Annotated in this window: 13 protein-coding genes; all 13 read left to right on the forward strand. The window is 67.0% G+C overall.

Annotation, left to right across the window (positions count from 1 at the left end; translation table 11 throughout):
• The first annotated feature begins 2 nt into the window (after positions 1-2).
• The 13 genes from DIE06_RS24885 to DIE06_RS24945 all read left to right on the forward strand — a co-directional run bounded on the left by DIE06_RS24885 (position 3) and on the right by DIE06_RS24945 (position 12,990).
• The gene (locus DIE06_RS24885) at positions 3-590 is read left to right on the forward strand and encodes a hypothetical protein (RefSeq protein WP_124663656.1); all 588 of its coding nucleotides are present in this window, start codon (positions 3-5) and stop codon (positions 588-590) included.
• A 107-nt stretch (positions 591-697) separates the two neighbouring features.
• Positions 698-2,317: a glutamine-hydrolyzing GMP synthase gene (gene guaA, locus DIE06_RS24890; RefSeq protein WP_124663657.1), complete on the forward strand. Its 1,620-nt coding sequence runs from the start codon at positions 698-700 to the stop codon at positions 2,315-2,317.
• Positions 2,318-2,772: 455 nt separating this feature from the next.
• Positions 2,773-3,990 carry an MFS transporter gene (locus tag DIE06_RS24895; RefSeq protein ID WP_124663658.1) on the forward strand — a complete coding sequence of 406 codons (1,218 nt, stop codon included), beginning with the start codon at positions 2,773-2,775 and terminating at the stop codon, positions 3,988-3,990.
• A gap of 274 nt (positions 3,991-4,264) precedes the next feature.
• Positions 4,265-4,666 carry a DnaJ family domain-containing protein gene (locus DIE06_RS24900; protein WP_057925390.1) on the forward strand — a complete coding sequence of 134 codons (402 nt, stop codon included), beginning with the start codon at positions 4,265-4,267 and terminating at the stop codon, positions 4,664-4,666.
• On the forward strand, positions 4,663-5,244 hold the full coding sequence (gene tadA, locus DIE06_RS24905; protein WP_124663659.1) for a tRNA adenosine(34) deaminase TadA: 582 nt from the start codon (positions 4,663-4,665) through the stop codon (positions 5,242-5,244). Before DIE06_RS24900 ends, tadA begins: the two co-directional genes overlap by 4 nt.
• Before the next feature lie 108 nt (positions 5,245-5,352).
• Complete coding sequence (gene ldcA / locus DIE06_RS24910; protein WP_124663660.1) at positions 5,353-6,291, forward strand: muramoyltetrapeptide carboxypeptidase; 939 nt, start codon at positions 5,353-5,355, stop codon at positions 6,289-6,291.
• A gap of 306 nt (positions 6,292-6,597) precedes the next feature.
• Positions 6,598-7,302 carry a GntR family transcriptional regulator gene (locus tag DIE06_RS24915; protein WP_124663661.1) on the forward strand — a complete coding sequence of 235 codons (705 nt, stop codon included), beginning with the start codon at positions 6,598-6,600 and terminating at the stop codon, positions 7,300-7,302.
• A 149-nt stretch (positions 7,303-7,451) separates the two neighbouring features.
• Complete coding sequence (locus DIE06_RS24920; protein WP_124663662.1) at positions 7,452-8,936, forward strand: NCS1 family nucleobase:cation symporter-1; 1,485 nt, start codon at positions 7,452-7,454, stop codon at positions 8,934-8,936.
• A gap of 10 nt (positions 8,937-8,946) precedes the next feature.
• A complete protein-coding gene (locus DIE06_RS24925) occupies positions 8,947-9,783 on the forward strand; it encodes an aspartate/glutamate racemase family protein (RefSeq protein WP_124663663.1) in 837 nt (278 codons plus the stop codon).
• A gap of 150 nt (positions 9,784-9,933) precedes the next feature.
• Positions 9,934-10,887 carry an allantoinase PuuE gene (gene puuE / locus DIE06_RS24930; RefSeq protein ID WP_124663664.1) on the forward strand — a complete coding sequence of 318 codons (954 nt, stop codon included), beginning with the start codon at positions 9,934-9,936 and terminating at the stop codon, positions 10,885-10,887.
• Complete coding sequence (gene uraD / locus DIE06_RS24935) at positions 10,884-11,405, forward strand: 2-oxo-4-hydroxy-4-carboxy-5-ureidoimidazoline decarboxylase (protein ID WP_124663665.1); 522 nt, start codon at positions 10,884-10,886, stop codon at positions 11,403-11,405. Before puuE ends, uraD begins: the two co-directional genes overlap by 4 nt.
• Positions 11,406-11,467: 62 nt before the next feature.
• Positions 11,468-12,481 carry an allantoicase gene (gene alc / locus DIE06_RS24940; RefSeq protein WP_124663666.1) on the forward strand — a complete coding sequence of 338 codons (1,014 nt, stop codon included), beginning with the start codon at positions 11,468-11,470 and terminating at the stop codon, positions 12,479-12,481.
• On the forward strand, positions 12,478-12,990 hold the full coding sequence (locus DIE06_RS24945; protein WP_124663667.1) for an ureidoglycolate lyase: 513 nt from the start codon (positions 12,478-12,480) through the stop codon (positions 12,988-12,990). The genes alc and DIE06_RS24945 overlap by 4 nt, the downstream gene beginning before the upstream one ends.
• Positions 12,991-13,101 lie beyond the last annotated feature (111 nt).

A 13,101-nucleotide genomic window follows, 5' to 3' on the forward strand; every position in this document is an offset into this window, starting at 1 on the left:
CGATGAAACCGCTGCTGCGAGCCGTGCTGATCGTCGATGCCGTGCTGCTGCTGGCGTTCGGCGTGCTGTTCGTGCTGACGCCCTGGCAGGCGCTGTTCAACGCGCTGCAACTGGCGAACATCCAGCCGGCGATGCTCGGCCAGGCGTTCGGCATCGCGCTGCTCGGCCTCGCGTGGCTCGCGTTTCATGCAGCGGTCAACGGTGAATTGACGGCGCCCGTCGCGCGTCCGGTCGGCCATGTGAACTGGCTGATCGGCGTGCTGGCGGTCGTGTGGTCGTTCGGCACCGGCAACGGTCCCGCGCTCGCGGCCGCTGGCCGTGTGCTGTCGGCGATGGCCGGCGTCGCGCTGATCATCCTCGGCCTCGGCGGCGTGCGGCTCGCATCGGCCGTGCGGCGGCGCGAGAAGGCGCAGGCGCTCGAGGGCCGGGACGCGCAGCGTCCGGTCGACTCGGCGCCGGCCCCCGTCCCGCAGCAGCGGGTCGAACCTGTCGTCAGCCGTCCGGCGGCGCCTTCGGCAGCCACGGTGGCCGCATCCGACCGCTTGTCGGGCAGCGTCGCATTCGACGCGCGCCCGCCGTCGCAGGATTGACCGGCGATGCGTCGCGCGAGCCGCCTGCCGCCCGACGCCGTTGTCCATGCTATTGACGCAGCGCTTCATGCGCTGCTTTTCTTATTCTCTTCATCCCGTCCGCAGCCATGCACGACAAAATCCTGATTCTCGACTTCGGTTCGCAAGTCACCCAACTGATCGCACGCCGCGTGCGCGAAGCGCACGTCTACTGCGAAATTCACCCGAACGACGTGTCCGACGACTTCGTCCGCGAGTTCGCGCCGAAAGCGGTGATCCTGTCGGGCAGCCACGCAAGCACATACGAAGACCACCAGCTGCGCGCGCCGCAGGCCGTGTGGGATCTCGGCGTGCCGGTGCTCGGCATCTGCTACGGCATGCAGACGATGGCCGTGCAGCTCGGCGGCAAGGTCGAGTGGAGCGACCATCGCGAATTCGGCTACGCGGAAATGCGTGCGCATGGCCATACGCGCCTGCTCGACGGCATCGAGGATTTCAAGACGAGCGAAGGCCACGGGATGCTGAAGGTCTGGATGAGCCACGGCGACAAGGTTGCCGAGCTGCCGCCGGGCTTCGCGCTGATGGCCTCGACGCCGAGCTGCCCGATCGCCGGCATGGCCGACGAGGCGCGCGGCTACTATGCGGTGCAGTTCCACCCGGAAGTCACGCACACGGTGAAGGGCCGCCAGATCATCGAACGCTTCGTGCTGCAGATTGCCGGCGCGAAGCCCGACTGGATCATGAAAAACCACATCGAGGAAGCCGTCGCGAAGATCCGCGAGCAGGTCGGTGACGAAGAAGTGATTCTCGGCCTGTCGGGCGGTGTCGACTCGAGCGTCGCGGCCGCGCTGATCCATCGCGCGATCGGCGACCAGCTGACCTGCGTGTTCGTCGACCACGGCCTGCTGCGCCTGAACGAAGGCAAGATGGTGCTCGACATGTTCGAGGGCCGCCTGCATGCGAAGGTCGTGCACGTCGACGCATCCGAGCAGTTCCTCGGCCATCTGGCCGGCGTGACCGATCCGGAAGCGAAGCGCAAGATCATCGGCCGCGAGTTCGTCGAGGTGTTCCAGGCCGAGGCGCAGAAGCTGTCCAAGGCGAAGTGGCTCGCACAGGGCACGATCTATCCGGACGTGGTCGAGTCGGGCGGCACGAAGACGAAGAAGGCGACGACGATCAAGAGCCACCACAACGTCGGCGGCCTGCCGGAAACGCTCGGCCTGAAGCTGCTCGAGCCGCTGCGCGACCTGTTCAAGGACGAAGTGCGCGAGCTGGGCGTCGCGCTCGGCCTGCCGCCGGAGATGGTGTACCGCCATCCGTTCCCGGGCCCGGGCCTCGGCGTGCGGATTCTCGGCGAAGTGAAGCGCGAATACGCGGACCTGCTGCGTCGCGCGGATGCGATCTTCATCGAGGAACTGCGCAACACGACCGCGACCGCGCAGGATGCGGCAGCGGGCCTGTGCGGCGAGGCCGACGTCGGCAAGAGCTGGTACGACCTGACGAGCCAGGCGTTCGCGGTGTTCCTGCCGGTAAAGTCGGTCGGCGTGATGGGTGATGGCCGCACGTACGACTACGTGACGTCGCTGCGCGCGGTGCAGACCACCGACTTCATGACCGCGCACTGGGCGCATCTGCCGTACGCGCTGCTCGGCCGCGCGTCGAACCGGATCATCAACGAGGTGCGCGGGATCAACCGCGTCGTGTACGACATCTCGGGCAAGCCGCCGGCGACGATCGAGTGGGAATGATTCGACGTCGAGGTTTGCCTCGGTAGCGGATCACGGCATCGGACGATGCGAACGCCCGGCAGGGGAACCTGCCGGGCGTTTTTTTTGTGCCGCACGCGGTCTGCATGTAGAGCGGGGCCGCCGACAGCGGCACGACCTCGGGTGGGTCATTGGTTACAACTTGTCATGACACGAGGACTCGAGTGTGGTGAGTGCACTCGCGCACCCATATCAACTATTTCCGATCCCGGAGAAACGGAGTGGCGGTGCGGCCGAGGTTCGTCCGGATCCGTCCCTTGTCGGTCGCTAGAGTCGGCCGACAATCGGATATTCGCACTCGCCCGTGCCGCGCGTGTCGAATATCCGGTACGTCGTTCGTCGTATCGATATCGACTGGGCCGTGCGGCGGCGTCCGCGCGCGGTTGTGGCCCGATTACTTGTCGATGCCTGACAGACAGAGCGCAAGGAGATGCCAGATGCCTGATTCCCGCTATCGCTGGGTGATCGTCGCCGCGGGCGGCCTGATGGGCTGCGTCGCGATCGGCGCGATGTTTTCGCTGCCCGTGTTCCTGCGGGCCATCGCACGCGACACCGGCTGGTCGATGACCGGCATTTCCGCCGCGATGACGCTTGGTTTCATCGCGATGGCGTTCGCGAGCATCGGCTGGGGCAGCCTGTCGGACCGGATCGGCACGCGCGCGGTGGTCGTGACGGGCGCCGTCCTGCTGGCGGCGAGCCTGGCGCTTGCGAGCCGTGCGCCGTCGTTGCTCGCGTTCCAGCTGATTTTCGGGCTGGCCGTCGGTAGCGCGACGGCCGCGGTGTTCGCGCCGATGATGGCCTGCGTGACGGGCTGGTTCGACACGCATCGCAGCCTCGCGGTATCGCTGGTGTCGGCCGGCATGGGAATGGCGCCGATGACGATGTCGCCGCTCGCCGCCTGGCTCGTATCGGCACACGGCTGGCGCACGTCGATGCTGTTGATCGCCGCGTTGGCGGCCGTCGCGATGATTCCGGCAGCGCTGCTCGTGCGGCGCGCGCCCGCGCTGGATGCAGCGCACGCCGAACCGGCGAATGCAGGTGGGCCGGCAGCCGCGCCACTGTCGGCCGGTGCCGCGCTGCGTTCGCCGCAGTTCCTCGTGCTGCTGTCGACCAACTTCTTCTGCTGCGCGACGCACTCCGGCCCGATTTTCCATACGGTCAGCTACGCGGTGACCTGCGGGATCCCGCTGATCGCCGCGGTGTCGATCTACAGCGTCGAGGGGCTGGCCGGCATGGGCGGGCGCATCGCATTCGGGCTGCTGGGCGATCGCCTTGGCGCGAAACGCATGCTGGTGGCGGGGCTGCTCGCGCAGGCGCTTGGCGCGCTCGGCTACTACTTCGTGCGCACGCTCGACGGGTTCTACGCGGTCGCGATGCTGTTCGGCTTCATCTACGCGGGCGTGATGCCGCTCTATGCGGTGCTCGCACGCGAGAACTTCCCGCTGCGGATGATGGGCACCGTGATCGGCGGCTGCGCGATGGCCGGCAGCCTCGGGATGGCGGCGGGGCCGGTCGCGGGCGGCCTGATCGTCGATGCGCTGGGCAGCTACGGCTGGCTGTACCTCGGATCGTTCGCGATCGGCATCGGCGCGTTCCTCGTCGCGATGATGTTCCGGCCGTTTCCGAAGGCGCGGTCGCAGCCGCTCGCCGCATGACCCGGCAGTCGCGAAACGGCGTGTTCGGCGGGACGACGAATACCGATCGACCCGGGGCGAAAATAAAAAAACAGGGCCGGACATCGCCCGCGCAAACCGCCCCAATTCCGCGCGGAGCCTGCTGCGGCGCAGCACAGCGGCAAGTCACGGCGATCGGCACGCATGCGCGCCGATTTGGCCCCTAAAAACACAATATCGAGCATGCCCTCGAAGGGCCTGTCATACGCACGTCACCCTGCTAGAATTCGGCTGCCGCATTTGTTCCGATTGACTGATGAGATTGCTTGACGCACTGGTCGAACAACGCATTGCCGCCGCCGCCGCGCGGGGCGAGTTCGACGATTTGCCGGGTACCGGCGCGCCGCAGGCGCTGGATGACGACCTGCTCGTACCCGAGGAGGTGCGGGTGGCCAACCGTATCCTGAAGAATGCGGGCTTCGTGCCGCCGGCCGTCGAGCAACTGCGCGCGCTGCGCAACCTGCAGGACGAACTGCAGGCGGTCAGCGACCGTGCCGCGCGCTGCCGGCTGCAGGCGAAGATCCTCGCGCTCGACATGGCGCTCGAATCGCTGCGCGGCGGCCCGATGGTGATGCCGCGCGACTATTGCCGGCGCATCGCGGAACGTCTGTGCGAGCGCGGGCTCGACGACGTGCCCGCCGAAGCGGGGCCGATGTGAGCGCCGACGCGCTGCACGACGCGGCAGACGGAACCGCTGCCGCTTCCGATTCTCCCGTTCCTGAAGCCGCGCCGGTATCGGCGCGCGACATGCATTTCATGCGGCTCGCGCAGGCCGCGGCCGAGGAGGCGCGCGCGGCCGGCGAAGTGCCGGTCGGCGCGGTGCTCGTGCGCGGCGACGAAGTGATCGCACGCGGCTTCAACCATCCGATCGGCGGGCACGACCCGTCGGCCCACGCGGAAATGGCCGCGCTGCGCATGGCCGCGCAGCATCTGCAGAATTACCGGATGCCCGGCTGCGAGCTGTACGTGACGCTCGAGCCGTGCCTGATGTGCGCGGGTGCGATCATGCACGCCCGGATCGCGCGGGTCGTCTACGGTGCCGCCGATCCGAAGACAGGCGCATGCGGCAGCGTGATCGACGCATTCGCGAATCCGCAGCTCAATCACCATACAGAAGTGGCCGGTGGCGTGCTCGCCGACGAATGCGGCGCCGCGCTGAAGTCGTTCTTCGCTGAGCGCCGCCGCGCGCTGCGGGAAGCACGGCTCGCCCGCGACGCCGAATCCGGCGCGACATGATCGTCTCGGCCGCGGCAGTTGCCCCGGGAGGGGCAGGCCGTGCGCTTCGATGAACCTGAAACGGTTCAGGCCCTCTAAGCAGTTTTGACGAACCCGATACCTTCCGCCATGTCCTTCCAGCCCGCCGCGTCCTACACCATCCGCCTGCTGGCGCCGTCCGGTTATCCGCACGACCCCGATGCGATCAATCGCGCGCTCGAGCGCCTGAGCGGCGCGCAGCATCGCATCGAGAACATCGACGCGACGCAGCGCCGTTTTCAGCGATTCGGCGGCACCGACGGCGAGCGGGCCGGCGACCTGAACCGCCTCGCGGACCCGGAGCGCGCGCTGCCGGATATCGCGATCGCGGTGCGCGGCGGCTACGGCGCCGCGCGCATCCTGCACGGGCTCGACTATCGCGGGCTCGAGCGTCGCCTGCGCGATCAGCCGATCGCGCTGGTCGGCCACAGCGACTTCACCGCAATCCAGCTCGCGCTGTACGCGAAGGCGCGCATCAAGACCTTCGGCGGCCCGATGCTGTCGGCCGACTTCGGCGCGGAAACGCCGAGCGACTTCACGATGCAGCACTTCTGGCGGACCCTGTCGCAGCCGACCACGACGATCATCGCCGAGGCGCCGCAATTGCAGACGGTGAACGTGACGGGCACGCTATGGGGCGGCAACCTCGCGATCCTCACGTCGCTGGTCGGCACGCCTTACATGCCCGACATCGAGGGCGGCATCCTGTTCATCGAGGACGTCAACGAGCAGCCGTTCCGGATCGAACGGATGATCTACCAGCTGCACCTGTCGGGGCTGCTCGCGCGCCAGCAGGCGCTCGTGCTCGGGCAGTTCACGGGCGCGCGGCCGTTCGAGTACGACAATGGCTACGACATGCAGGCGATGATTGACCAGGTGCGCTCGGTGGTCGGCATTCCGGTGGTCACGGGGCTGCAGTTCGGTCACGTGCCGGACCTGCTGACGCTGCCGTTCGGCGCGCAGGCGCAACTCGTCGCGAACGCGCACGGTTTCCGGCTCACGCTGTCGGACTATCCGCATCTCGGCTGAGTCGGGCAGGTACCATCGAAAGGCGGGTTCCCGCCTTTTTCTTTAAGTAAATGCGCAACTAACGGTCATAAATTTTCGTCGCCATTGATCGGGTTGGTGTCGCGGCGTGCACCATTTTTGTCAACAAAATATCCGGAAGGGCATGCACCGTGAGCCGCCATGGGCAAGCGCAAGTGGCTTGTCGTGCCTGGATTTTGCGCGTCGCGCACCGCGCTGGTACAGGGCGATGCACGTGAATTGTGCGCATTCGTGGAAAAGAATTGTTGACAATCTTTATGTCCGTCCTAGGATGAGGACCATCACACGATGCAGAACATGAACGACTCCGATACCCATCCGTCCGGCGCTGCCGGTCCCGAAGCGATCGCCGAGCGGATCCGCACCGCGATCCTCGAGCATCGGCTCGCGCCCGGCGCGAAGCTGACGGAGGCGCAGCTTTGCGACGTGTTCGGCGTGAAGCGCGGGACGATCCGGCAGGCGCTCTCGCAACTCGCGGCCGACAAGCTGGTGGATCTCGAGCCGAACCGCGGTGCGTTCGTCGCGAGTCCGACGCTGCAGGACGTGCACGAGGTGTTCGAGATGCGCCGGATCATCGAGCTGGCCGTCGTCGAGCGCCTCGCGACGGGGCCGGGTGCGAAGCGGCTGAGGGGCGTCGCCACGCTGATCGACAAGGAACGCAAGGCGTTCGAGCGGCACGACTTCGCGGCGTGGATCCGCCTGTCGGGCGAATTCCATACGGCGCTTGCGGCGTTGACGGGCAATGCGACGCTCTGCGAGTGCCTCGACGGGCTCGTCGCACGCTCGACGCTGATGTCGGCGTTGTACGAATCGCACGGGCGCAGCCCGTGCTCGTGCGACGACCATGACGAGATCCTGACCGCACTGGAAGCGGGCGATTCGAAGCGGGCGGTGACGCTGATGGCGCACCACCTGCAGCATGTCGAACTGAAGATGCTGGACCGGCCCGCGCAAGGGCAGGTCGATTTGCGCGAAGTGTTCGGCGGCGCCTGAGCGGCGACGCGAACCCGGCCACGCGCCACACGACGAGAGCAATGCAGGCCGGCGGTTTGCGCCGCCGGCCGCCAGTCCGACTCCGGGCGACGACCCGGAGCGATATCGATGACGGTGGAGCGGCTGTCCGGCCGCGTCAAGGAGAAGTCATGGCTCAGTTCAGTGTGGCGCACGACAGTGCGTATCCGGCGGAAGAAGGCGGCGAGGGCGGCGGCCCCGCGTTGCCGGACGGTTACAGTCAACGTTTGTATAACGAAGATTTGGCACCACTAAAGAATCAGACGTGGGGCTCGTACAACATCTTCGCGTTCTGGATGTCGGACGTGCACAGCGTCGGCGGCTACGTGTTCGCGGGCAGCCTGTTCGCGCTCGGGCTGACGAGCTGGCAGGTGCTGATCGCGCTGATCGTCGGCATCACCATCGTGAACCGGCTGTGCAACCTGATCGCGCGGCCGAGCCAGCAGATCGGCGTGCCGTATCCGGTCGCGTGCCGCGCGACCTTCGGCGTGCTCGGCGCGAACGTGCCGGCCGTGATCCGCGGGCTGATCGCGATCGCGTGGTACGGCATCCAGACCTATCTCGCGTCCAGCGCGCTCGTGATCGTCGTGCTGAAGTTCCTTCCGCAATGGCTGCCGTACGCGGACGTCCATCGCTACGGCTTCCTCGGGCTGTCGGCGGTCGGCTGGGCCGGCTTCATGCTGCTGTGGGTGCTGCAGGCGCTCGTGTTCTGGAACGGGATGGAGACGATCAAGAAGTTCATCGACTTCGCGGGCCCGGCCGTCTACGTCGTGATGTTCATCCTCGCCGGCTACATGGTGTGGCGCGCGGGCTGGCGCAACATCGGCATCAACCTCGGTGGCGTCAAGTATCACGGCGCCGAAGTGATTCCGGTGATGATCACGGCCGTGTCGCTCGTCGTGTCGTATTTCTCCGGACCGATGCTCAACTTCGGCGACTTCTCGCGCTATTGCCGCTCGTTCGGCGACGTGAAGCGCGGCAACTTCTGGGGGCTGCCGGTCAACTTCCTCGCGTTCTCGCTCGTCACGGTGATCACCACCGCCGCGACGCTGCCGGTGTTCGGCGAACTGATCACCGATCCCGTCGAGACGGTCGGCCGCATCGATCATCCGACCGCGGTGATCCTCGGCGCGCTGACCTTCACGATCGCGACGATCGGCATCAACATCGTCGCGAACTTCGTGTCGCCCGCGTTCGACTTCTCGAACGTCGCGCCGCGGCTGATCAGCTGGCGTGCGGGCGGGATGCTCGCGGCCGTCGCGTCGATCTTCATCACGCCGTGGAACCTGTTCAACAACCCGGCCGTGATCCACTACACGCTCGACGTGCTCGGCGCGTTCATCGGCCCGCTGTACGGCGTGCTGATCGCCGACTTCTACCTCGTCAAGCGCGGCCGGCTCGTGCGCGACGACCTGTACACGATGTCGGAGCGCGGCACCTACTGGTACACGGGCGGCGTGAACCGCCGCGCACTCGCCGCGCTGCTGCCGGCCGCGGTGATCGCCGTCATCTGCGTGATGGTGCCGGGCTGGCAGGCCGCCGCGAACTTCTCGTGGTTCATCGGCGCGGGGCTCGGCTTCGTGTTCTATCGGCTGCTCGTGAGCGCGAAGGCCTGAGGAACGTGCGATGAAGATCAAGCTGATCAATCCGAACACGACGCAGCGGATGACCGACGCGATGGGCCGCTGCGCGCGCGAAGTCGCGGCGTCGGGCACCGAGATCGTCGCGGTGAGCCCGCCGATGGGGCCGCCGTCGATCGAGGGCTATTACGATGAAGCACTCGCGACGCCCGGGCTTCTCGCCGAGATCGCGCAGGGCGAGCGCGACGGCTGCGACGCGTACGTGATCGCGTGCTTCGGCGACCCCGGCCTGTATGCGGCGCGCGAGGTCGCGCGCGGGCCGGTGATCGGGATCGCCGAGGCGGCGATGCACGCGGCGAGCGTGCTCGCGCCGGGCTTCTCGGTCGTCACGACGCTTGCGCGCACCTGCGGAATGGCCTGGCATCTCGCCGAGCGCTACGGGATGAAGCGGTTCTGCCGCAACGTGCGCGCGACCGATGTCGCGGTGCTCGAGCTCGACCGGCCCGGTTCGGCCGCGCGGCGGATCATCGTCGACGAATGCCGGCGCGCGCTCGACGAGGACGGCGCCGACGCGATCGTGCTCGGCTGTGCCGGGATGGCCGAATTCGCGCACGAGATCGAGCAGCAGATCGGCGCGCCGGTGGTGGAAGGCGTCACGGCGGCCGTCAAGTGGGCCGAGGCGCTCGTCGCGCTGCGCCTCGCGACCGCGAAGCGCGGCGATTATGCGCTGCCGCTGCCGAAACGCTATGACGGCGAATTCGCGCGTTTCAGCCCGCCGGAGGACGCGTCGGCGGCCGCGCCGGCCGCCGCCACGGCGCAAAGCGTGACCGCCCCGCGGGAACCTGTCCCGAATTTGCCGCAACCGCACATACACGCCGTCTGACCTGCACTATCTGCGCCGCTGTATGGGCGCGTATGAACGTTTTCGCTACACTGGGTCGTCATCGCATCGGCCCGTGCCGCCGGCCTCCGGCACCCGCGCGGGTCGATGTGAACCCATTATTTCAGCGGGCTTTCGCCGCACTTCGAACCCATGTCACTCGATCCCAACTATCCTCGCGACCTGATCGGCTACGGCCGCCATCCCGTGCAGGCGAACTGGCCCGGGCGTGCCCGCGTCGCCGTGCAATTCGTCCTGAACTACGAGGAGGGCGGCGAGAATTGCGTGCTGCACGGTGATCCGGGTTCCGAGCAGTTCCTGTCCGAAATCGTCGGCGCGGCCGCCTATCCGGACCGCCACATGAGCATGGAGTCGATCTACGAGTACGGTTCGCGTGCCGGCGTGTGGCGCATCCTGCGTGAATTCGAGAAGCGCGGGCTGCCGCTGACGGTGTTCGGCGTCGGCATGGCGATCGAGCGCCATCCTGAACTCGCGCGCGCCTTCGTCGAGCTCGGCCATGAGATCGCGTGCCACGGCTGGCGCTGGATCCACTACCAGAGCATGACGCCCGAGCTCGAGGCCGAGCACATGCGCCTCGGGATGGCAGCGATCGAGCGCGTGACGGGCGAGCGTCCGCTCGGCTGGTACACCGGCCGCGACAGCCCGAACACGCACCGTCTCGTCGCGGAATACGGCGGCTTCCTGTACGACTCCGACAACTACGGCGACGACCTGCCGTTCTGGATGGACGTCGCAGTGTCGGGCGGCAGCACGTCGCCGCAGCTGATCGTCCCGTACACGCTCGATACGAACGACATGCGCTTCGCGACGCCGCAGGGCTTCAACACCGGCGATCACTTCTTCGACTACCTGCGCGACGCGTTCGACGTGCTGTACGCGGAGGGCGACGAGGCGCCGAAGATGCTGTCGATCGGCATGCACTGCCGACTGCTCGGTCGTCCTGGACGTTTCCGCGGGCTGCAGCGTTTCCTCGATCACATCGAGAAGCACGATCGCGTATGGGTGACGCGCCGTGTCGATATCGCGCGTCATTGGCGTGAACATCATCCGTATCAGCCCAATCATCGAAACGAAGGGAAAGCATGAAGGCGATGCGTTACACGTTGGATCAACTGAACACGATGGCGCCGAGCGCATTCGTCGCGGCGCTGTCGGGGATCTTCGAACATTCGCCGTGGGTGGCCGAGGTCGCCGCGGGCGCGCGGCCGTTCGCGAGCATCGACGCGCTGCACAAGACGATGTCGGGCGCGGTGGAAGCGGCCGGCGAAGTGCGTCAGCTCGCACTGGTCAACGCTCACCCGGAGCTGGCCGGCAAGGCCGCCGTGCGCGGCGAGCTGACGGCCGAGTCGACTCGCGAGCAGAGCGGCGCGGGTCTCGACCAGTGCACGCAGGAAGAGTTCGACAAGCTGCTGACGCTGAACCGCACGTATCGCGAGAAGTTCGGTTTTCCGTTCATCCTCGCGGTGCGCGGCTATGACCGGCACGGCATCATCGCGAACTTCGAGTCGCGCGTGAATCATTCGCGCACCGAGGAACTGCGCACGAGCCTCGACCAGATCTACCGGATCGCACGCTTCCGCCTCGACGACCTGATCGACGCCTGACACCGCAACACGGCCTGCTGCGTCGCAGCGGCCTGACCGCATCACTGAAACAAGGAAACATCATGGCTGTTCCGCTTCTCGATCCCGACGCACCCGATTTCACGCGGCGCTACGTGAACCTCGCCGACCCGCGTCTCGGCGCGCAGGCGCTCGAGGCCAGCGACGACTTCTTCGCGCCGAAGGACCGGATGCTGAACCCCGAGCCGGCGGTGTTCATTCCCGGCAAGTACGACGACCACGGCAAGTGGATGGACGGCTGGGAGACGCGCCGCAAGCGCACGACAGGCTACGACTGGTGCATCGTCAGGCTCGCGCGGCCGGGCGTGATCAAGGGCTTCGACATCGATACGAGCCACTTCACCGGCAACTTCCCGCCGGCCGCGTCGATCGAGGCGGCGTTCGTGGCCGACGGCGCGCCGACGCATGCGACGGAGTGGGTCGAGATCGTGCCGTCGACGACGCTGCAGGGCAACAGCCATCACTACGTCGCGGCGAGCGACGCCCGCGCGTTCACGCACCTGCGCGTGAACATCTACCCGGACGGCGGCATCGCGCGCCTGCGCGTGTACGGCCAGCCGCAGCTCGACTGGGCCGGCGCGAGCGCGACCGAGCAGTTCGACCTCGCGGCGATGGAAAACGGCGGCTACGTGGTGGCCGCGAACAACCAGCACTTCGGCGTCGCGTCGAACCTGCTGCTGCCGGGCCGCGGCGTGAACATGGGCGACGGCTGGGAAACCCGCCGCCGCCGCGAACCGGGCAACGACTGGGCGATCATCGCGCTCGCGCAGCCGGGCGTGATCCGCAAGATCGAAGTCGATACCGCGTTCTTCAAGGGCAACTACCCGGACCGCTGCTCGATCCAGGCCGCGTACGTGTCGGGCGGCACCGACAGCTCGCTGATCACGCAGTCGATGTTCTGGCCGGCGCTGCTCGGCGAACAGAAGCTGCAGATGGACAAGCAGCACTATTTCGAACACGAAATCGCATCGTTGGGCCCCGTGACCCACGTGCGCCTGAACATCATTCCGGACGGCGGTGTATCGCGCCTGCGTTTGTGGGGGACGCTCGACCAATGAAGACGCTTGCAATCGAACCGCTGACCCGGGAAGCGTTCGCGCCGTTCGGCGACGTGATCGAAACGGAAGGCGCGAAGCAGATTCCGATCAATCTCGGCACGACGATCCGCTTTCACGATCTCGCCAAAGTCGACGTGACGGACGAAGACGGCCGCACGCTCGTCAACCTGTTCCGCGGCCAGCCGCGCACGCTGCCGTTCGAGGTGAAGATGCTCGAGCGCCATCCGCTCGGCAGCCAGGCGTTCGTGCCGCTGAACGACCAGCCGTATCTCGTCGTCGTCGCGCCGGCGGGTGAGCTCGATCCGTCGAAGATCCGCGCGTTCGTGACGAGCGGGTGGCAGGGCGTCAACTACGCGAAGGGCGTGTGGCATCACCCGCTGATCGCGCTGGGCGGCGTCAGCGACTTCATCGTCGTCGATCGCGGCGGTGACGGCCTGAACCTGAACGAGCAGAACCTTCGGGAATCGTTGTGGCTCACCGACGACGCACTGGATGCACTGACGGCCTGAGCGGCATGTCGTTCGTTGCATGGAGAAGAAACCCGCGCGATTTGCGCGGGTTTTTTTATGTACGCTTCACGGCGATCGTCGCAGACGAGGTCGCGCCGCGACGGGCGTGAC

It is taken from the genome of Burkholderia sp. Bp8998 (genome assembly GCF_003854235.1).
In the GTDB taxonomy this organism is placed as follows: domain Bacteria; phylum Pseudomonadota; class Gammaproteobacteria; order Burkholderiales; family Burkholderiaceae; genus Burkholderia.